Genomic DNA, 20,635 nt, shown 5'->3' with positions numbered 1-20,635 from the left:
ACCCCGCCCCATGCAACGGAAGCCACCCCATGCAACTGAAAACCGCGCTGCTCTTCGCCACCCCTTGCGACGAGGAGGAAGACAACATGGCGACCCTGTGCTGCCACAGCGACAGGGGCCAGATGTTCCTGCTCACCCGCTACCCGGACGAGGACACGGTGGACCTGACCCTGGACGACGAGCCGTCGACGCTCGATGGCCTGAAGGTGACCTTCAGCGCCACACGCCTGCTGATCGAGGTGGCGGCGGGGGATCGCGATGCACTCAAGGGCGCATCGCAGCTGGAAATCGTCCTGACATCACCGGGGACGGACCTGGCGGAGGTAGAGCAGACCCTGCGCAATATCCTCGACGGCACCGGCACCTACGTCAGCGAGCTTTGAGCTGCAAACTTTCCGAGCCGCAAGCAGGCCTGTGAGAAGGCTGCTGCTTGCGGTTCTTCAGCCCCTGCGGGGTGGGTCTGGCGACGCGGCTTGTCGTGCAGCTTGCCGCTGATAGCTTGCAGCTATCCGATAGCCCCCTCGACCACGGCCAACACCTCGCCCTCGCGCAACTGCTCGGTCACCGCGACGATATCTGGGTAGAACGCCCGGTCTTCGTCAGCCACCGGCACCCGGCTGCGTACCAGCTCATACAAGGCGCGGGTGGCGCTGGAGGCCTTGGCCGGGTCGTGGAAGTCCAGGGCCTGGCAGCCGACCAGCAGCTCGATCGCCAGCACCGACTCCAGCTTGCGCGACACCTGGTAGGCCTTGATCGCCGCGTTGAAGGCAAAGCTGACCGGGTCTTCCTGGTTGCCACAGGTCGAAACGCTGTCGATCGTCGCCGGGTGCGACAGCACCTTCATCTCGCCCAGCAACCCCGCCGCGGTGTATTGGATGATCATGTAGCCGTTGTTCAGGCCCGGGTTGCGCACCAGGAACGCCGGCATTTCGCTGAAGTGCGAGTTGACCATGCGGTCGGTACGCCGCTCGGAGATCTTCGCCAGGTTGGTCATCGCATTGCACAGGGTGTCGGCAGCCATGCCCACGAAGGAGCCGTCGAAATTCGCCCCGGAGATGGCGATGCCATTGCCCTCGGTGGTCGGGTAGATCACCGGGTTGTCGCCGGACGAGGCGATCTCGTTGTCGATGCAGGCCTGGGCATAGGCGATGAAGCGCTTGGAGGCGCCATGCACCTGGGGGATGGCGCGCAGGCTGTAGGTGTCCTGCAGACGGTAGTCGATGTGTTCTTCGATCAACCGACTGTCGCCCAGCAGGCGCTTGATGTAGCTGGCGGTCTGGGCCTGCTCGGCGTAGGCCTTGACCGAGTGGTAACGGGGGTCGAAGGCGCGGATGGTCCCCTTGAGCACCTGCAGCGAGATCGCCGCGGCCACGTCTGCCGCCTGGGCGGCCTGGTTGGCGTTGTACTGGGCCAGGGTGGCGATGGCGGTGACCGAGGTCGTGCCGTTGAGCATCGCCAGGCCTTCCTTGCACTGCAGCTCGATCGGCTGCAGGCCCACCTGGCGCAGCGCCGCCGCGCCATCGATCCAGTCGCCCCCCGCGACCCGGGCCTTGCCCTCGCCGATCAGCACCAGGGCCAAATGGCCTTCAGGGCCCAGGTAGCCCACCGAGCCCTCGCCCGGCGCGAATGGCATGACATCGTGGTTGAGCAGGCCGGCAATCTGTTCGAGCAAGGCCATGCGCACGCCGGAGAACCCCTTGCCCAGGCTGACCAGGATCATCAACTGGATCGCCCGCACCTGCTCGCGATTGAGCGGCTCGCCCACCGACACCGCATGGGAGCGCACGATGTTCACCTGCAGGGTCTGGGCATCTTCCGGCGAAATGACATGGCGGACGTTGTCGCCAAAACCGGTGGTCACGCCATAGACCAGGCGGTTTTCCGCCAGAAAACGCTCGACCAGGCCGCGCGAGCGGTCGACCCGGGCGCGATAGGCATCGGAAAACCGCACCTTCGCCGAGTAACGGGCGACCGCGATGAACTCCTCGAGGGAAGGCTTGGCGTCGTCCAGGGTAACGGTGGCAATGTCTTTCGGGTGAATACGCATGATGCTCTGCTCTCTCTACTCATTGGCCTTTTTCAGGGCGCAGGAAGCCCGTCCTGTTCAGGGACAGGCGAAAAACGTCGGGTAACCGGGGGGGCTCAGGCCTGGCTGAGGATGAACCGGCTGAAACGCTCCGAGCGCTGGTCCTTGAACATCTCCTCTGGCGTGCCCTGGGCTTCGATCAGCCCCTGGTGCATGAACACCACGCGGTTGGAGACGTTGCGGGCGAAGCCCATCTCATGGGTCACCACCAGCATGGTCCGACCCTCTTCGGCGAGCGCTCGCATCACCTTCAGCACTTCGCCGACCAGCTCCGGGTCGAGCGCCGAGGTGGGCTCGTCGAACAAGATGACCCGTGGGCGCATCGCCAGGGTGCGGGCGATCGCCACGCGCTGCTGCTGGCCCCCCGAGAGGAACGCCGGGTAGTGGTTGCGCTTGTCCGCCATGCCGACCTTCTCGAGCAGCGCCTCGGCCTGTTCGAGGCACTCGGCGCGCGGCCGCTTCTGCACATGCAGCGGCCCTTCGATGACGTTCTGCAACACCGTCATGTGCGACCACAGCCCAAAGCTCTGGAACACCATGCCAAGCTCCGGGCGCAGGCGGTCGACCTGGCGCCGGTCGGCGGGCACCGGCAGCCGGTGGCGCCCCCGCTTGAACGCGATCTGCTCGCCGGCGACACGGATCTCGCCGGCGTCCGGGGTTTCCAGCAGGTTGATGCAACGCAGGAAGGTGCTCTTGCCCGAGCCACTGGAGCCGAGGATCGACACCACATCGCCCTGGTACGCCTCCAGCGAGATGCCCTTGAGCACCTCCAGGCTACCGAAGGACTTGCGGATATGTTTCACCTGCAGTACCGGATCGTTGCCAATAGTCATGTCAGTTACCCCTTCGCACGCTGAATGCGTACTTTCTTGTCGTTGTTCGCGTGGCCGCCGGCTGCCGGGGAGACAGCCAGCGCTCGAGCCACGCCAGTGTGCGGACGATCAGGAAGTTCAGAACCAGGTAGATGAGCGCTGCACAGAGGAACACCTCGAGCGTGCGGTAGGTTTCCGAGATGATTCGCTGGGCCACGCCCGAGATCTCGTAGACCGTCACCAGGCTGGCCAGCGAGGTGGCCTTCATCATCAGGATGATTTCCGTGGAGTAGGCCGGCAGGCAGCTGCGCAGGGCGATCGGGATGATGATCCGCCGCGCCAGCAGCCCGCCAGACATGCCCGCCGCCCGCCCCGCTTCGACCTGTTGCGCCGGCACCGCCAGCAGGCCACCGCGGAAGATCTCCGCCATGTAGCCCGCCGTGCACAAGGCCAGGGCGATCACCGCACAAGCCAGCGGGTCGCGCAGCACCGGCCACAACGGGCTCTGGCGCACCTCGGGGAACTGGCTCAGGCCGTAGTACAGCAGGAACAGCTGGATCAACAACGGCGAGCCGCGAAACAGGAAGATGTAGCCACGCGCCAGGTGACGCAACGCGGCCACGTCGCAGACCCGCAGCCACACCACCAGCAGCGCCAGCAGCGTGCCAACGGCCACCGAGGCGGCGAACAGCACCAGGGTGGTCGGCAAGGCCCGCAGCAGTTGCAGCAGGGTGTCGCACAAGAACGCAAAGTCGATGGACATGTCGAGCCCCTCTTCAGCCGCGGCGCAAGGTTCTGCCAAGCCGCAGCTCGGCACGTGAGAACACCAGGTTGGAAACCCCCGTGAGCAGCAGGTAGAGCGCGCACCCGGTCATGAAGAACAGCACGAACTCCCCGGTGGAGGCCGCGGCGACCCGGCTGGCGCGCATCAGCTCGACCAACCCGGTCACCGAGATCAGCGCCGAGTCCTTCAGGCTGATCTGCCAGACCCCGCCAAGCCCCGGCAAGGCAAAACGCAGCACTTGCGGCGCGATGATCCGGCGAAAGCGCATCAGCATCGGCATGCCGATCGCCTTGGCCGCCTCCAGCTCGTTGCGCGAGACGGCCTGGAAGGCGCCACGGTAGACCTCCGCCTGGTAGGCGCCAGAGACCACGCCGACCGCCAGCGCCCCCACCAGGAAAGCCGGCATGCCGATGAAACCCTCGGCGCCGAACAGTTGGCCGACCTGGCCCACCAGGGCCGAACCACCATAGAAGAACAGATAGATCACCAGCAGTTCAGGTACCCCCCGAAACACCGTGGTGTAGGCATCGCCCAACACCCGCAGCAGGCCGTTGTCCTGAAGTTTCGCCGCCGCCACCAGCGCGCCGAGCAGCGCACCGACCAACAAGGCGGCCAGGGTCACCAATAGCGTCATGAGCGCGGCCAGCAGCAGCACGCCGCCCCAGCCCTGTGCGCCAAATCCGAGCAAATCGATCACGTGTACACCCACCCATAGCCATGTCAGGGAGCGGTCGGCCGAGGCCGCCGCGTGCAGTGCCTGCGTCGCCGGGCATCAGGGACGATGCCCGGCGACGCCCCAGAGGTTCAGGGGGTTGGCGGGGTGAAGTCGTGCTTGAACCACTTGCGGCTCAGCTCGCTGATGGTGCCATCGGCGATCAACGAGGCAATCGCCGCATCCAGCTTGGCCTTAAGCTCCGGCTCGCCCTGGCGGATGCCGAAAGCCTCGCCTTCGCCCCAGATCGGCCCGTTGATCGCCGGGCCCACCAGCACCACCTCGCTGCCGGCGCGTTGCATTTCCCCGGCGAGAAAGCCCAGGTCCTCGAACACCACGTCGACGCGACCGTTCTTCAGGTCCATCAGCGGCTCCGGTGGGGTCTTGTACTCGCGGATGGTCGCCACCTTGCCGAACTGGTCATGGATGAACGTGCTGTACACGGTGCCCGAGACGATACCTATGAGCTTGCCTTCGAGCCGTTTGCGCAAGTCATCGACCCTTGGCGTGTCCTGCGCCGGGTCGCCCTGCAGTTGCAACGTGCCGTCACCCAGGTCGATGCCGCTGGAGCGCAGGGCAACGAAGGTGGCCGGTGCCTTGGTGTAGGGGCGCGAGAAGTCGATCACCTGGCGCCGCTGCGGGCTGATCGCCAGGGCATCCATGACCACGTCGAACTTGCCGGCCTTAAGGCCCGGGATCAGGCCATCCCAGTCCTGGGCGACGATCTTGCAACGGACCTGCATGCGTTCGCACAGCACCTTGGCCATCTCCGGCTCGAAGCCATCGAAGGTGCCATCCGGGCGGGTGCGGTTCCAGGGTTCGTAGACGCCCTCCGTGGCGATCTGGATGCTGTCCCAGTCCTTGGCTGGGGCGTTGAAACTGGTCAGGGCCATCAACAGCGAGCAGGCGGCGAATCCGATTTTCTTGTTGTTCATTCTTATTCTCCGATGCGAGACCACGAAGGTCGTAAAGGGCACGCAGGGCACGTCTTTCGGTGGGGTTACCTCCATTGGCCAGTGGTCTAGCGCCTGCCCAATGCCAGCACGACCGGCGAGGTCGGCCGGGCGCAGCACAGCAATACCTGGCCCGCCTCGGGCTCGGCCAAGGGCGCTTCAAGGTACTCGACGGTGCCGCTGAGCAGCGGCGTCATGCAGGCACTGCACAACCCTGCGCGGCAACTGAAGGGCGGCGACAGCCCTGCCTGCTCGGCGCAGTCGAGCAGCGATGGGCAAGACGCCTCCCAGGTGACCGACCGGCCCGAGGGCTCGAAGCGCACCGTCAGTTCACCCTGCGCCTGTGCGCTGGGTGTGGCCACGCTGGCTACGGCGGGGGCCTCGTCCTCGTCCAGGACAGTCGCCGGCCCGAAGAACTCGTAGCGAATCCGCTCGCGCTCGATGCCCAGGCCACGCAGCAAGCGCCAGTTGGCCTGCATGAACGGCCTGGGCCCACACAGGTAGACGTCGTAGTCGTCCAGCGGCAGCAGCGCCTGCAGGGTTTCGCGGCTGACCAGCCCACTGCTGTGGTGATGGCCATTGCGCACGTCGGCGTCGCTCGGCGCCCGGTAGCAGAAGTGCACACGAATCCCGGCACGCTTGGCCGCCAGGGCCAGCACTTCCTCACGCAAGGCATGCACGCTGCCGTTCTCGCAGGCGTGGACGAAATACACCGGCCGCGCCGAATGGGTCGCCAGGCGATGCAACATGCTCACCATGGGCGTCAGGCCGACGCCACCGCTGAACAGCAGCACCGGGCGGGTGCTTTGCTCATCGAGGACGAAGTTGCCGGACGGGCCGGCAACCTCCAGTTGCCCACCCACCTCCAGCGCCTCGTGCAAAAAGCTCGAGCCCACGCCGGCCGGCACGTCGGGCAAGTGCGCCGGCGCTCGCTCGTGCTTCACCGAGATACGCAGTTGCTCCGGGGTATCCGGGTCGCTGGACAGGCTGTAGGCACGCAGCAACTGCGGGCCCTGGGCCTGGGGGATGCGCACCACGATGAACTGCCCGGGGCGAAAGGCGATGCGGCCATCGTTCATGGCGGGCTTGAGCAACAACGAGGTGATGGTTGCGCTCTCCCGTACCTTCCCTGTCACCTGGAAGCGCGCGAAGCCCTTCGCGGCGGGAATGGCATCAAGCATGAGCGTTCACCTCGACGGTCGCGACCAGCCCGTGGGCGGCCTGCTGCTCTTCGCGAATCAGGCGCTCCATGCCACGGCGAAAACGCAAGGGGCCAGAATCGATGGCCAGGTCGATGTTCGGCGTCTGGCGCTGCCTCATGCCCGCATGCACCGCCGCCAGCACCACCCGGTCCTCCTCGAAGGCTCGACGCACATCGGCAGCGAACTGGCGGGAGACCTCCTGGTCGTCTGCGTCGAAATTGCGCAACTGGAACCAGTAGTAACGGGTGCGGTTCTCGTCGACCGGCGTCATGAAGTTGTAGGAGTCCATCAGGAACGCCTTCTCATGCAGCGCTCCGCCCTCCCCGCCCGTACCGGCCGGGGTGTGCACGCCCTTGATGATCGCATGGGCCGGGTAGCGCACCTCGTAGTACTGCAGACGGTCGCAGCGGCCTTCGAACTTCAGGTACTGGCGATAGAACGGCGCCACATCGATATCGCGCAGCCAGCGCGAGACCACCACGCCGTCGTCGTTCACCTGGGTCTGCAACGGCTCCGACTCACAGGCCGAGGTACCGAAGGTGCTCTGGTGGACCCAGGCCACGTGGGAGGGGTCGAGCAGGTTGTCGGTCATGTACAGGTAGTTGCAGTCGATGGTCATCGAATCGCCACGGTTGACGCCCCAGGCCGGGTCGTCCCACTCGGGGATGTCGAGGAGCTTGCTGCGGTCGGCCAGGGCCGGCTCGCCCATCCACAGCCACACCAGGCCGTAGCGCTCTTCTACCGGGTAGCTGCGGACTTTCGCCGCCTGCGGAATGCGCGACACGCAGGCGGCCTTCACACAGGTGCCGGCGCCGTCGAAGGTGAGGCCGTGGTAGCCACACTCGACCACATCGCCGTGCAGGCGCCCCATCGACAGCGGCAGCTTGCGGTGCGGGCACGCATCCTCCAGGGCCACCACTGCGCCGTCGGCCTTGCGGTAGAGCACGACGGGCTCGCCGAGCAGGGTGGTGGCGTGCAAGGCCTGCTTCACTTCGGTGTCCCAGGCGGCGGCGTACCAGGCATTTCTCAAGAACATGGCATGAGGCTCCTGTTGTTGTTGTCATGGGCTGCATCAGGTTCTTGAAACACAGCCTAGGCCTGGGTGAAACAAAAGAATAGGTGGTGTTTTCTGTTGATTTATTAAGTTTTTCTAAACTAAAAATAGGCCTGTCCCCACAGCTGAGAGCCCGTCATGAGCCAGCTCCCCCCGTTACGCGCACTGGAAGTCTTCGAAGCCGTCGGCCTGTGCGGTGGCATCACCCAGGCGGCCAAGCGCCTGGGTATCTCCGCCGGCGCCGTCAGCCAGCAGATGAAGATCCTCGAGCAAGCCGTTGGCCTGAGCCTGACGGTCAAGGAAGGCCAGCGCCTGCGCCTGAACGCCGCCGGCCAGCGCTTTCACGAAGGCTGCAGCCAGGCGTTCGAGCGCTTGCGCGCGGCCTATGCGGGGTTGGAACGCTCGAAGAACACCAGCAACCTCTACATCAGCGCCCTGCCCTCGCTGTTGTCGAAATGGCTGGCACCGCTGGTGGCCGAGTGGCAGGCGGCATTCCCTCAGTTGAGCATCTACCTGGACGGCACCCACACCGAACCGTCCGAGGCCCACGCCAATGGCGTGGACTTTCGCCTGAGCTATGGCGCCGGCATGCATGACGACCAGCACACCCTCGAACTGTTCCGCGATTGCGTGGTACCGGCGTGCAGCCCAGCCTTGCTGGACGCGAAGGTCGACGCCGACCGCCTGCTCGCGCTGCCGTTGATCACCATCGACTGGCGGCCGAAGTTCGATTCACCGCCGTCCTGGGAGGAGTGGTTCGCCACGGCTGGCATCGGCGAGGTGCAAATCGCCAACTACCGGATCTACTCGCTGTCTTCCATGGCCATCCAGGCTGCCATCGACGGGCAAGGCATCGTCCTTGCGCAGTACTCGATGATCAGCCGGGATGTCGACAGCGGCAAACTGATGCTGCCTTGCCTGCGGGCCCTGCCCATGCCAGCGTCCTATTACCTGACCTGGAACCCGGGCAGTATCCACCACGGTCACTGCCGAGCCTTCCAGCGCTGGCTGATCGAGCGCGGGCGTGACCAGCAGGAAGTCACGCAGCGGTTGCTGGCCGAATCCCCGGCATAACGCATTGAATCGATTGACAACAGGGCCCGGACACAGGCATTGTCTGACAACCTGATCAATAGGCAACCGTTTCCATGCTAGAGCTCCAGCGCCCCGACACCCTGGTCGAACGGGTCGTCAGCGCCATCCGTGCAGAGATCGATTCCGGCCGCCTGGCCGCCGAATCGCGCCTGCCCACCGAACAGCAACTGGCCGAGCAGCTCAATGTCAGCCGCTCGGTGGTGCGCGAAGCGGTGGCGCAGCTCAAGGCCGATGGCGTGCTCATCGCCCGCCGCGGGCTCGGCTCCTACATCTCCCAGACTCCCAGCGGCACGGTGTTCCGCTTCCCCGGCAGCCAGGGGCGCAAGCCAGACCTGGTGCAGATGTTCGAGATGCGCCTGTGGATCGAGACCCAGGCCGCCGCCATCGCCGCCCGCCGCCGCGACGCGCACGACCTGGCGCGCATGGCCACGGCCCTGCAGGAAATGCTCGACAGGCGCAGCGACTTCAGCGCCGCCTCCGCCGCCGACGTGGCCTTCCACCGGGCCATCGCCGAAGCCAGCAAGAACGCGTACTTCGTGGCCTTCCACGACTTCCTCGGCGGCCAGTTGGCCGCCGCGCGCCGCAACGCCTGGGAAAACTCCGCCGCCCACTCCGTGGGCGGCTCGGCCGACGCCAATCGCGAGCACCAGGCGCTGTACCAGGCCATCGCCGATGGCGACCGCCAGGCCGCCGCGGCCTGCGCCGAAGCGCACCTGCGGGCCTCGGCCAAGCGCCTGAAGATCGACCTCCCCGCCCTCGACTGACACCCGGAGAACGCCTGGCAGCCTGGCGAGGTTTTCACGCGCACTACTTAGTCTGACAACCTGATAAGCAGATCCACCGACAAGAAATCCAAGGTACCCCTGCATGACCTACGACTACTGCATCATCGGCGGCGGCATCGTCGGCCTCGCCACCGCCATGGCCCTGCTCGAGCAGCGTCCCGGCGCGTCCCTGCTGATCCTGGAAAAGGAAGCGAGCCTCGGCCGCCACCAGACCGGCCACAACAGTGGCGTGATCCATGCTGGCATCTACTATGCCCCGGGCAGCCTCAAGGCCGACCTGTGCAAGCGCGGCGCCCAGGCCACCAAGGACTTCTGCAGCGAGCACGGCATCGCCTTCGACGTCTGCGGCAAGCTGCTGGTGGCCTCCAACGACCTGGAAATGCAGCGCATGCAGGCCCTGTACGAGCGCTCGCAGCAGAACGGCCTGAAGGTCGAGCGCCTGGACGCCGCCGAGCTTGGCCGCCGCGAACCCAACATCGTCGGCAAGGGTGCGCTGTTCCTCGATGCCACTGGCATCGTCGACTACAAGCAAGTGTGTACGGCCATGGCCCGGGTGATCGAGCGGGCCGGCGGCGAAGTCCACCTGAGCACCAGCGTGCGCGCGATCGAAGAACACGGCACGCATGTCGAAGTGCGCAGCGACGCGCAGACCTGGCAGGCACGCCAGCTGGTGGCCTGCGCCGGCCTGCAGTCCGACCGCCTGGCGCGCCTGGCCGGGGTGAAGATCGACCACCAGATCATCCCTTTCCGCGGTGAGTACTACCGCCTGCCCGCGAGCAAGAACCAGGTCGTCAACCACCTGATCTACCCGATCCCCGACCCGGACCTGCCGTTCCTCGGCGTGCACCTGACGCGGATGATCGACGGCAGCGTCACCGTCGGCCCCAACGCCGTGCTCGGCCTGGGCCGGGAGAACTACCGCAAGTTCTCGGTGAACTGGCGCGACGTCGCCGAGTACGCACGCTTCCCGGGTTTCTGGAAGACGATCTGGAACAACCTCGGCTCTGGCGCCACGGAGATGAAGAACTCGCTGTTCAAGCGCGGCTACCTGGAGCAATGCCGCAAGTACTGCCCGTCGCTGGAGGTCGAGGACCTGCTGCCCTACGAGGCCGGCATCCGCGCCCAGGCGGTGATGCGCGACGGCACCCTGGTGCACGACTTCCTGTTCGCCGAGACGGCGCGCATGGTGCACGTCTGCAACGCTCCGTCGCCAGCTGCCACCTCGGCCATCCCGATCGGCCAGATGATCGCTGCCAAGATCCTCGAGGCCCGCTGAACCCTGCTGCACACCCCACTACAAAGACAATAAGGAACCTTCGATGTCGGTACATGAGGCGGCCCTGGCCGCGACGGAAACCCCGCAACAGCAACGCAAGCGCCTGCGCAAGGTGGCAGCGGCGACCATCTTCGGCTCGATGCTGGAGTGGTACGACTTCTACCTGTACGCCACGATGGCGGCGATCGTCTTCTCACAGATCTTCTTCGACGCCAGCAACCCGGCGGTGGCCTCGCTGCTGGCGTTCTCCACCTTCGCCATCGGCTTCATCGCCCGCCCCTTCGGCGGCATCCTGTTCGGCTACCTGGGCGACCGCTTCGGGCGCAAGCAGGTGCTGGTGATCACCTTCTGCATGATGGGCGTGTGCACCGCACTGATCGGCCTGATCCCCAGCTATGCCACGATCGGCATCTGGGCGCCGATCATCCTGGTGGTCATCCGTATCATCCAGGGCCTGGGCGCCGGCGCCGAACTGTCCGGCGCGGCGGTGACCTCCTACGAGCACGCCAGCGAAGGCAAGCGCGGCAGCCAGGGTGCTTGGCCGGCGCTGGGCCTGAACCTGGGCCTGCTGCTGTCGTCGCTGACCGTGTACCTGCTGACCATGAACGGCAATGCGTTCCTCATGGCCGGCGGCTGGCGCATCCCCTTCATCGCCAGTATCGCGCTGGTCGGCATTGGCCTGTGGGTACGTCGCAGCATCCCCGAGACGCCGGACTTCAAGGAGCTCGACCAGGCCAAGGACAAGCCCCAGGTGTCGCCGCTGAAGCTGCTGCTGCGCAACGACCTCAAGGGCCTGGCCGTGGTGTTCTTCGTGGCCATCGGCTACAACGCCCTGAGCTACATCTTCAAGACGTTCTCGCTGGCCTACCTGACCCAGTTCAAGGGCGTCCAGGCGCATGTCACCTCGCTGTCGGTGACCATCGCCAGCCTGGTGGCGATCTTCGCCGTGCCGTTCTTCGGCTGGCTGTGCGACAAGTGGAGCAGCAAGATCGTGCTGATGCTCGGCGGCGTGTTCTCGGCGCTGTTCGCCTATCCGTTCCTGCAGTTGCTGAGCACGGGTGAACCGACGCTGATCTACGTGGCCATCGGCATCGGCACCGGGATCCTCGCGCCGATGATGTTCGCACCGCAGGGTTCGTTCCTCAGCCGGCAGTTCCCGACCCAGACACGCTCGTCAGGGTTCGGTACCGGGCGGGAGATCGGCACGGCGGTGGCCGGTGGCCTGGCACCGCTGGGCGGCCTGGCCCTGGTGGCTGGCTCGGCGACCCATTCCACCAATGGCGTGGCGCTGATCCTGGCGATTTCCGGGGTGCTGGTGGTGGTCTTCGCCCTGTGCGACCAGGGGCGCAAGCACTCCACCGCGAAGAACTGAGGGCTGCCTAGGCCAGTTAAAGCTTTACAGTCGCAATTGGGGCCGCTCCAGGTACCGCGCTCAATGGCAGAACGGCGCTGTACCTGAGCGGCCCCAGGATGCCAAAAGCACCACATGCCAGGCCCGCTCACCCCACTGGATTCACATGCATCACCCGCCCGCCTTCCGCCGGCCGGTCGACGAACATCACCTCCAGTTCGCTGTTGCGCAGCCCCTTGAGTGCATTCCAATGCGCCGAAGCATGGATGTACCGCGCCTCCAGCAAGTGCCGCTCCTCCTCGCTCAAACCCGGACCAGCGCTACGCCCCAGGGCGAAGTCATGCAATTTGGCACTGATCCCCAGCAACGCCTCCGGCAACCAATACGCCGCCTCGCGCGCCTCCACCTCGGCGAACGGCACCCCACCGCGCACCGCCAGCTCACGCATGATGCGCAGGTAGATCCGCGACAAATGCCCCAGTACCTCACGCTCCCGATAAACCGCCGCATACACGCGCTTTTCCGGCCCATCCTGCCTGCAACGCCGCTCGACAGGCACCTCCCAGGTCAGGACCCGGGGCTGCGGCCCCGGCATGCCCGCATACTCCGCCGCCAACTGCCTGGTGGCGATGGCATACGCCCGCGTCCGCTCCGCTGGCGTGCGCGCAGGCACCAGGTTCGATCGCGGCTTGCTCAGCAGGACGCGCTCGGTCATCCGTTCCAGGTAGCCGCCGCCGATGTCCGAATGGACCCCGGGCACGACGATGTCGTGCCCGCTACGCACCAACGGGAAGTTGTGCCGCCTTTCATCGCCAGCCACCAGTTGCACGACCTGGCGCGCAATACCCTCGCCCAGGCCGAGGCGCAACCCGCCGTAACGGTCGTTGGCAGGGCTGAAGTTGCCTTGCCACGGGGCGACGATGGCCGCCACCGTGTCGAACAGGCCGATGAAGTTGATCGTCACAGGCCACGCCAGCAGGCAGGCCGAGCCCTCCTGCAACTGGTTGGCCAGGTGGCGGGCCGCCGCCGCCCCGCGACTGAAGCCGAACAGGTCCAGCTCGACCCCTGCCACGGGGCCCTGCGGTTGCCCTGCACGCCAGCGCCGCAATTGCCCGGCAACCACCGCCAGCGCCTCGGCCACTCGTGCCTCGATCCCCGTCTGGCCACGCCCGGTGGCCTGGGCGAGCGCCGAGTCGGGCGCGCCTTGCGTGGTGCCGATGCCCTCGACATAGACCTTGAAAAAGACCCTGTCCGCAAGTGCCTCCACAGCCCCGACCGGGTACAGCCCGTACAGCAGCGCCACGTTGCTCGGGGCATTGGCATAACTGCCGCCGCGTTCGGGCGATGCTCCCGCGTGCATGCCGTTGCCCAGGTTGTTGCCGGTGCCGTCGAAGAACACCCCCACCCTCAAGGTGAGCGGATGGGGTGTGCCGGAAGCGATGCGTTGCAGGTCCATCGGTGGGTTCCTCATTGTCCAGGACCGACAATGAGGCAACCTCGCGGCGCACGCGGGAACCCGCAGATTCCACAGGCAGTCAGCGATTGTTCGACGACCCGCGCCCGCCCCCCTGGAGAATTTTCCATGCCGCCATTGGTCGGCACGGGCCCGGATGGATTAAAGTATCAGCCCCTGCCCGGACGCCGCTGCGCCAGCACGCCCGGCTCATTTCCAGGAACCCTCGACGATGGAACACCGTGAGGCGCTGATCGCGCTGCGCACATTTCTTTCCTCCCAGATCCTTGGCCAGGAGAAGCTGGTCGAGCGCCTGCTGATCGTGCTCCTGGCCGACGGCCACATGCTGGTCGAAGGTGCGCCCGGGCTGGCCAAGACCAAGGCCATCAAGGAGCTGGCCGAGGGTATCGAGGCACAGTTCCATCGCATCCAGTTCACCCCTGACCTGTTGCCGGCGGACATCACCGGCACCGAGATCTATCGCCCGGAAACCGGCAGCTTCGTGTTCCAGCAGGGGCCGATCTTCCACAACCTGGTGCTGGCCGACGAAATCAACCGTGCCCCGGCCAAGGTCCAGTCGGCGCTGCTCGAGGCCATGGCCGAGCGCCAGGTCAGTGTCGGCCGCAGCACCTACGAGCTGTCACCGCTGTTCCTGGTCATGGCCACGCAGAACCCGATCGAGCAGGAAGGCACCTACCCGCTGCCCGAGGCCCAGCTCGACCGTTTCCTCATGCACGTGAAGATCGGCTTCCCGGACGCCGCCGTCGAGCGGCGCATCCTCCAGCAGGCCCGGGGCGAGGCGCTGGGCGGCGAGGCCAAGCCGGAGCGGCGGGTCAGCCAGCTGGCGATCTTCGCCGCGCGCAAGGAGATCCTCGGCCTGTACATGGCCGACGCCGTGGAGGAATACCTGGTGCAACTGGTGATGGCCACCCGCACCCCAGCCAAGTTCGATGCCGAGCTGGCCGACTGGATCGCCTATGGCGCCAGCCCACGCGGCTCGATCGCCCTGGACCGCTGCGCACGCGCCCATGCCTGGCTGGCCGGGCGCGACTTCGTCAGCCCCGAGGACATCCAGGCCGTGCTGTTCGACGTGCTGCGCCACCGCATCATCCTGTCTTTCGAGGCCGAGGCGGCGGGGATCGACCAGGACCGTGTGGTCCAGCGCATCCTCGACGTCGTCGCCGTCGCCTGACCCATGCCCACCGCGCGAACGGCCGAACCCGGCATCCGCATCGGCCTGGCCGAGCTGATCGACATGCGCCATCGCGTGCGCGAGATCCAGCTGTTTTCCCGGCCCGGCCAGCGCAGCCCGCTGGTCGGCCTGCACCACTCCAAGCTGCGCGGGCGCGGCGTGGACTTCGACCAGGTGCGCGTCTACCAGGCCGGCGACGATGTACGCAACATCGACTGGCGTGTCACCGCGCGCACCCAGGAGCCGCACACCAAGCTGTTCCACGAAGAGCGCGAGCGGCCGATCTTCATCCTGGTCGAGCAGAGCCAGCGGCTGTTCTTCAGCTCCGGCCTGATGTTCAAGTCGGTGCTGGCGGCCCAGGCCGCAGCGCTGTTCGGTTGGGCCGCGCTGGGCCACAACGACCGCATCGGCGGCCTGGTGTTCGGCGACAACGAGCACCACGAGATCAAGCCACGGCGTAGCAAGCAAAGCCTGCTGCAACTGCTCAACCGCCTGGCCAAGGTCAACCAGGCGCTGCACACCGAGGCCCAGCCCCAGGCCGACAGCCTCGGCCTGGCCTTGCGCCGGGCCCGCGAGGTGCTGCGCCCGGGCAGCCTGGCCATCGTCATCTGCGACGAACGCGCCTTGAGCGACAGCGTCGAACAGCACCTTTCGATGCTCTCGCGCCACTGCGACCTACTGCTGATGCCGGTTTCCGACCCGCTCGACCATGCCCTGCCGGCCGCCGGCCTGCTGCGCTTCGCCCAGCGCGGCGCCCAGTTGGAACTCGACACCCTCGACGCCAGCCTGCGCCAGGCCTATCGCCAGCAAGCCGAGTCGCGCGTCGAGCGCTGGGAACTGCTGGCGCAGAAACTGCGGATACTACTGATGCCCCTGAGCACCCAAAGCGAGATGATCGAGCAACTGCGCGAGCACCTCGATGCCCAGCGCCCCGGGAGCCCTCAATGAATCCGCTGGACCCGTTGCAACCGCTGATCGCCCCGCCGGGCATCGGCCTGTGGCCACCCGCGCCCGGCTGGTGGGTGCTGCTGGCCATGCTGCCGCTGCTCGGCTGGGGCCTGTGGCGCTTGCGCCACTGGCGCCCTGGCAAGCGTCGGGTGGTGCGCGCCGAGCAGCCGCTGGACCCGATACGCCAGGAGGCCCTGGCCGAGCTCGCCCGCCTGCCCCGCCCCTACGACGGTGCCCCGGCCGGCGCCTGGCTGCAGCAGATCAACGCCCTGCTCAAGCGCCTGTGCCGCAACCACTACCCCGGCGCCAACAGCCACACCCTCAATGGCCGCCAATGGCTGGCCTTTCTCGACAACCGCTGCCCCGCCGCCGGCCTGACCCGCTGGATGGTGCTGGTCGAAGGCGCCTACAAGCCCGAGTGCAAGCTCGACGACAAGGCCATCGCCGGGCTCGCCCAGGCGGTCGAAACCTGGATCCGCAAGCATGTTTGAACTGGCCTGGCCGTGGGTCTTCCTGCTGCTACCGCTGCCCTGGCTGGCACGCCTGGTGCTGCCCGCCGCCGACAGCGGCGAGCCGGTGCTCAAGGTGGGTTTCCTCGATGAACTGGAAGGCCTGGCCGGGCGCCGCGCCCGCCTCAACCTGCCGACCTGGCGCCAGCAGGCCCCCTTCGTGCTGATCTGGCTGCTCCTGCTGCTGGCCGCTGCTCGCCCGCAATGGCTGGGCGAGCCGGTGCAGGTCGCCGCCAGCGGCCGCGACCTGCTGGTGGCGGTGGACGTCTCCGGCTCCATGGACTTTCCCGACATGCACTGGCAGGACGAGGACATCAGCCGCCTGGACCTGGTCAAGGCGCTGCTCGGCGACTTCCTCCAGGACCGCCAGGGCGACCGGGTAGGGCTGATCCTGTTCGGCAGCGAAGCCTACCTGCAGGCGCCGCTGACCTTCGACCGGCACACCGTGCGCACCTTCCTCGACGAGGCGCAGATCGGCATCGCCGGCAAGAACACCGCCATCGGCGATGCCATCGGCCTGGCGGTCAAGCGCCTGCGCCAGCGGCCGGCGCAGAGCCGCGTGCTGGTGCTGGTGACCGACGGCGCCAACAACGGCGGGCAGATCCATCCGCTGACCGCCGCGCGCCTGGCCGCCCAGGAAGGCGTGCGCATCTACACCATCGGCATCGGCGCCAACCCCGAAGCCAGCGGTACGCCCGGCCTGCTCGGCCTGAACCCGAGCCTGGACCTGGACGAAGCCTCGCTGCGGGAGATCGCCGAGCTGACCCACGGCGCCTATTTCCGCGCCCACGACGGCGCCGAGCTGGATGCCATCGGCGATACCCTCGACCAATTGGAGCCGGTGGCCCAGCAACCGACCCAGGCGCGCACCGCCAAAGCCCTGTATGCCTGGCCACTGGCCCTGGCGCTGCTGCTCAGCGTGCTGCTGGTGGCCGCCGCCCAATGGCCGGACAACCGGCTGCAGCGCCTGCTGCGTCGGCCGCGCTTCCTGCAGCCGCACCCGGAGTGGCGCCAGCGCCTGCAACGCCTGCGCCTGAGGAGGCGGCGATGATCGAATTCTGGCCGCAATGGCTGCGCCCGCTCTGGCTGCTGGTGGTGCCGCTGCTCGCCTGGCTGCTGTTCAAGCGCTGGCATCGGCGCAAGCGCGCCGGGCGTTGGCAACTGATCCTGCCGCCACAGTTCCATGCCGTGCTGCTCGGCGGCGGCAGCGGCAGCACCAGCAAGCTGCCCTGGATCGCCCTGGGCCTGGCCTGGTTGCTGGTCGTCCTGGCCCTGCTCGGCCCGAGCTGGCAACGCCTGGAGGAAACCCGCCAGCGCCCGGCCGACCCGCTGGTGATCCTGCTCGAACTGACCCCGCAGATGCTCGCCGAGGACAGCCCGCCGAACCGCCTGGAGCAGGCCCGGCGCAAGATCCTCGACCTGCTCGAGCATCGCCGCGACAGCCAGACCGCGCTGGTGGTCTATGCCGGCAGCGCACATACCCTGGTGCCGCTGTCCGACGACTTGGGCACCACCCGCAACCTGCTCGAGGCGATCGATCCGTCGATCATGCCGCAGCCCGGCCAGCGCGCCGACCTGGCCGTGCAAAAGGGCCTGGCGCTGCTGGCCCAGAGCGGCCTGGGCCAGGGCCGCCTGCTGCTGGTCGGCTCGGCGCTGAGCCCACAGGAGCGTGATGGCATCCTCCAGGCCCTCGGCCGCCAGGGCCCGAGCCTGCTGATGCTCGGTATCGGCAGCGCCGAAGGTGCGCCGGTGCGCCAGGCCAACGGCGAGTACCTCAAGGACGACCAGGGCGGCATCCTCCTGCCACGCCTGGACAGCGCCAGCCTCAAGGCGTTCGTCGCGGGCACCGGCGGGCGCTACCGGCATGCCCGCATCGACGACCTGGACCTGCGTGGGCTGGGGCTGTTCGACACTCCCCACATCCTGCGCAACGACGGCCAGACCCTGCAGCTGGACAGCTGGGCCGACCAGGGCTACTGGCTACTGCTGCCGCTGTTGCTGCTGGCCGCCTGCGCCGGCCGACGCGGCTGGTTGTTCTGCCTGCCGTTGCTGCTGGCGCTGCCGCAACCGGGCCAGGCCTTCGAGTTCGACGACCTGTGGCTGCGCCCCGACCAACAGGGCCAGCGCCTGCTCGAGCAACAGCGCCCCGCCGAGGCGGCCCAGCGCTTCGAAGACCCACAGTGGCGCGGCATGGCGCTGTACCAGGCCGGCGACTTCGAAGGCGCGGCCCAGGCCTTCGCCCAGGGCAACAGCGCCGCGGCCCACTACAATCGTGGCAATGCCCTGGCCCGCGCCGGTGCGCTGGAAGCCGCCCTGGACGCCTACGAACAGGCCCTGGAGCGCCAGCCCGACCTGCAGCCTGCCCTGGACAACCACGCCCTGGTCCAGCAACTGTTGCAACAGCGCCAGGCCAAGGCCGAGGAACGACCGGCCAGCAGCGATGCCCAAGGCACGCCCGGCAGCGAGACCGACGGCAACAGCAGCTCGGCCGCCAACCAGGCCCAGGGCACGCCCGGCAACGAAGAGCAGGCCGCGGCCGAACAGCCCGGCGAAGGCACTGGCGAGCACCAGGCCCAGGCTGGCAACCAGCCCGGCGACGACGACGGTGTCACCCAGCCGCCGCAACGGCCCGTGTCGACCAGCCTCGACGCCGAGCAGCGCCAGGCCCTGGAACAGTGGCTGCGGGAGATTCCCGACAACCCGGCCCAGCTGCTGCGGCGTAAATTCTGGTACGAACAGCAATTGCATCAGGAAACCCCACGATGAGCCGCTTCGGCGTCTTCCTACTCAGCCTGCTGTGGCTCGTCCAGGCCCAGGCGCAACCGGCCCTGCAGGCCAGCGTCGACCGTACCCGCCTGGAAGCCGGCGAAACCCTGGAACTGACCCTGGAAAGCCAGGACATCACCCAGTTCGGCAAGCCGGACCTGCGCGCCCTGGAGGGCGACTTCGAGGTCCGTGACACGCGCCAGCTCAACAGCCTGCATACCCTCGACGGCGAGACCCGCGCCAGCACCCGCTGGATCATCACCTTGCTGCCACGGCGCAGCGGCAGCCTGCGCATTCCCGAGCTGCAGCTGGGCCAGTCGCGCAGCCAGCCCATCGAACTGCAGGTGCTCCAGGCCGATGCCAGCCGCCCTGGCAGCGCCGCCCAGGTGTTCGTCGAAGCGACCCTGGACAGCACCGAGGTCTACGTCCAGGCCCAGGCCGTGCTGACCCTGCGCATCTACCATTCGGTGTCGCTGTACGACGACAGCAGCCTCAGCCCACTGCAACTGAACGATGCCAAGGTCGAGCCGCTGGGCGAGTCGCGCACCTACGAGAAAGAGATCGACGGTGTGCGCCACGGGGTGATCGAGACACGCTACGCGATCTACCCGCAGCACAGCGGCAGCCTGGAAGTCCCGCCGCTGACCTTCACCGCCACGGCGGCCGACGGCGGCGAGCCAACGGCCGGCATGCCCCGGGTCGGGCGCCAGGTGCAGGTCAGCTCGCTGCCGCTGCACCTGACGGTGCGACCGATTCCCAGCGCCTGGCCAGCCGACACGCCCTGGCTGCCGGCACGCAGCCTGGCCCTGGAAGAACACTGGAACCCGGACCCGGCCCGCCAGCCGACGCAGATCGGCGACTCCCTGACCCGCAGCATCACCCTGCGCGCCGAAGGGCTGTCGAGCACCCAGTTGCCCCCCCTGCCGGCCACCGAGACCTACGGCCTACGCCGCTACCCCGACCAGCCGCTGCTGCGCAACGAGATCAACGAGCGCGGCATGATCGCCAACCGCGAGGAGCGCGAGGCCCTGGTGCCGACCCACAGCGGCGACCTGGCCCTGCCGGCTCTCGAGGTCACCTGGTGGAACACCCGCGAGGACCACCTGGAACACAGCAGCCTGCCGGCGCGCACCCTGCAGGTGCAGGACAACCCGGCGCTGAGCGCCGAGACGCCGGTGGGCGATGGCAGCAGCGCCTGGCTCTGGGCCTGGCAACTGGCGACCCTGGTCCTGGCCCTGACCACCCTGCTGGGCTTTGCCCTGTGGTGGCGCGCCCGCTCGCAGCCGGCGGTGCTGCGCGCTGCCCAGAGCGGGCCGAGCCCGCGCACCCTGCTGGACGACCTCAAGCGTGCCTGCCAGGCCAACGACCCCCAGGCCACGCGCCAGGCGCTGGACGCCTGGGCACGCCAGCAACCGGAAACCCTGGCCGAGATGGCCGCCCGTTTCGTGCCCTTGTCCGATGCCCTGGATGGCCTCAACGGCGCCCTGTACAGCGAGAGCGGCCAGTACTGGCACGGCGACGAGCTGTGGCGCGCCATCGGCGCCATCCCACCGGCCGAGCAGGTGCTGGCGCCTGCTGGGGAAACCGGGAGCTTGCCGCCGTTGTATCCGAAATGATCAAAGCCTCTGGGTTCTAGAGGCCAGCGACACCGTTGGGT

General features: G+C 67.4%; 19 protein-coding genes. 11 read left to right on the top strand and 8 right to left on the bottom strand.

Annotation, left to right across the window (positions count from 1 at the left end):
• Window positions 1-29 precede the first annotated feature (29 nt).
• Window positions 30-383 carry a hypothetical protein gene (locus WCE05_RS08645; RefSeq protein WP_368815753.1) on the top strand — a complete coding sequence of 118 codons (354 nt, stop codon included), beginning with the start codon at window positions 30-32 and terminating at the stop codon, window positions 381-383.
• 122 nt (window positions 384-505) lie between these two features.
• Here WCE05_RS08645 and hutH read toward each other — a convergent pair whose 3' ends face one another.
• The 7 genes from hutH to WCE05_RS08610 all read right to left on the bottom strand — a co-directional run bounded on the left by hutH (window position 506) and on the right by WCE05_RS08610 (window position 7,585).
• Complete coding sequence (gene hutH, locus WCE05_RS08640; protein ID WP_225786978.1) at window positions 506-2,047, bottom strand: histidine ammonia-lyase; 1,542 nt, start codon at window positions 2,045-2,047, stop codon at window positions 506-508.
• 95 nt (window positions 2,048-2,142) lie between these two features.
• Window positions 2,143-2,919, bottom strand: a complete 777-nt coding sequence (locus WCE05_RS08635; protein WP_225786979.1) for an ABC transporter ATP-binding protein — start codon at window positions 2,917-2,919, stop codon at window positions 2,143-2,145.
• Window position 2,920: 1 nt separating this feature from the next.
• A complete protein-coding gene (locus tag WCE05_RS08630) occupies window positions 2,921-3,661 on the bottom strand; it encodes an ABC transporter permease (protein WP_225786980.1) in 741 nt (246 codons plus the stop codon).
• 13 nt (window positions 3,662-3,674) lie between these two features.
• Window positions 3,675-4,379: an ABC transporter permease gene (locus tag WCE05_RS08625; RefSeq protein WP_253080989.1), complete on the bottom strand. Its 705-nt coding sequence runs from the start codon at window positions 4,377-4,379 to the stop codon at window positions 3,675-3,677.
• A gap of 107 nt (window positions 4,380-4,486) precedes the next feature.
• On the bottom strand, window positions 4,487-5,329 hold the full coding sequence (locus WCE05_RS08620) for a transporter substrate-binding domain-containing protein (RefSeq protein ID WP_225786982.1): 843 nt from the start codon (window positions 5,327-5,329) through the stop codon (window positions 4,487-4,489).
• Between the two features lie 86 nt (window positions 5,330-5,415).
• Complete coding sequence (locus WCE05_RS08615; RefSeq protein WP_253090878.1) at window positions 5,416-6,528, bottom strand: FAD-binding oxidoreductase; 1,113 nt, start codon at window positions 6,526-6,528, stop codon at window positions 5,416-5,418.
• Window positions 6,521-7,585, bottom strand: coding sequence for an aromatic ring-hydroxylating dioxygenase subunit alpha (locus tag WCE05_RS08610; RefSeq protein ID WP_253090877.1), 1,065 nt, complete (start codon window positions 7,583-7,585; stop codon window positions 6,521-6,523). Before WCE05_RS08610 ends, WCE05_RS08615 begins: the two co-directional genes overlap by 8 nt.
• A 156-nt stretch (window positions 7,586-7,741) precedes the next feature.
• Here WCE05_RS08610 and WCE05_RS08605 point away from each other — a divergent pair, with 156 nt between their 5' ends.
• The 4 genes from WCE05_RS08605 (at window position 7,742) to WCE05_RS08590 (ending at window position 12,131) form a co-directional block, all read left to right on the top strand.
• Entirely contained in the window at window positions 7,742-8,677 is a 936-nt protein-coding gene (locus WCE05_RS08605; protein WP_225786985.1) for a LysR substrate-binding domain-containing protein, read from the top strand.
• Window positions 8,678-8,751: 74 nt separating this feature from the next.
• Window positions 8,752-9,462 (top strand): FadR/GntR family transcriptional regulator, encoded by a 711-nt coding sequence (locus tag WCE05_RS08600; RefSeq protein ID WP_253080986.1) that lies wholly within the window; start codon window positions 8,752-8,754, stop codon window positions 9,460-9,462.
• 103 nt (window positions 9,463-9,565) lie between these two features.
• On the top strand, window positions 9,566-10,759 hold the full coding sequence (gene lhgO / locus WCE05_RS08595) for an L-2-hydroxyglutarate oxidase (protein WP_368815752.1): 1,194 nt from the start codon (window positions 9,566-9,568) through the stop codon (window positions 10,757-10,759).
• Between the two features lie 43 nt (window positions 10,760-10,802).
• Window positions 10,803-12,131, top strand: coding sequence for an MFS transporter (locus WCE05_RS08590; RefSeq protein ID WP_368815751.1), 1,329 nt, complete (start codon window positions 10,803-10,805; stop codon window positions 12,129-12,131).
• 127 nt (window positions 12,132-12,258) lie between these two features.
• On the opposite strand, the gene WCE05_RS08585 is transcribed toward WCE05_RS08590, so the two are convergent.
• On the bottom strand, window positions 12,259-13,566 hold the full coding sequence (locus WCE05_RS08585) for a DUF2235 domain-containing protein (RefSeq protein ID WP_368815750.1): 1,308 nt from the start codon (window positions 13,564-13,566) through the stop codon (window positions 12,259-12,261).
• A gap of 229 nt (window positions 13,567-13,795) precedes the next feature.
• Between WCE05_RS08585 and WCE05_RS08580 the strand changes: the two genes are divergently transcribed.
• Genes WCE05_RS08580 through WCE05_RS08555 form a run of 6 tightly spaced genes read left to right on the top strand, consistent with a single transcriptional unit; the run spans window position 13,796 to window position 20,594 of the window.
• Window positions 13,796-14,755 carry a MoxR family ATPase gene (locus tag WCE05_RS08580; protein ID WP_253080984.1) on the top strand — a complete coding sequence of 320 codons (960 nt, stop codon included), beginning with the start codon at window positions 13,796-13,798 and terminating at the stop codon, window positions 14,753-14,755.
• Window positions 14,756-14,758: 3 nt separating this feature from the next.
• A complete protein-coding gene (locus WCE05_RS08575) occupies window positions 14,759-15,703 on the top strand; it encodes a DUF58 domain-containing protein (protein ID WP_225786991.1) in 945 nt (314 codons plus the stop codon).
• Window positions 15,700-16,194, top strand: coding sequence for a DUF4381 domain-containing protein (locus WCE05_RS08570; RefSeq protein WP_225786992.1), 495 nt, complete (start codon window positions 15,700-15,702; stop codon window positions 16,192-16,194). The genes WCE05_RS08575 and WCE05_RS08570 overlap by 4 nt, the downstream gene beginning before the upstream one ends.
• Entirely contained in the window at window positions 16,187-17,263 is a 1,077-nt protein-coding gene (locus WCE05_RS08565) for a VWA domain-containing protein (RefSeq protein ID WP_368815749.1), read from the top strand. Before WCE05_RS08570 ends, WCE05_RS08565 begins: the two co-directional genes overlap by 8 nt.
• The gene (locus WCE05_RS08560; protein WP_253090876.1) at window positions 17,260-18,978 is read left to right on the top strand and encodes a VWA domain-containing protein; all 1,719 of its coding nucleotides are present in this window, start codon (window positions 17,260-17,262) and stop codon (window positions 18,976-18,978) included. Before WCE05_RS08565 ends, WCE05_RS08560 begins: the two co-directional genes overlap by 4 nt.
• Window positions 18,975-20,594 carry a BatD family protein gene (locus tag WCE05_RS08555; protein WP_225786995.1) on the top strand — a complete coding sequence of 540 codons (1,620 nt, stop codon included), beginning with the start codon at window positions 18,975-18,977 and terminating at the stop codon, window positions 20,592-20,594. Before WCE05_RS08560 ends, WCE05_RS08555 begins: the two co-directional genes overlap by 4 nt.
• Window positions 20,595-20,635 lie beyond the last annotated feature (41 nt).

The organism is Pseudomonas sp. I2, from assembly GCF_040984075.1.
Classification (GTDB): Bacteria; Pseudomonadota; Gammaproteobacteria; order Pseudomonadales; family Pseudomonadaceae; genus Aquipseudomonas; species Aquipseudomonas guariconensis_B.
This window is presented reverse-complemented; position numbering and strand designations above follow the sequence as displayed.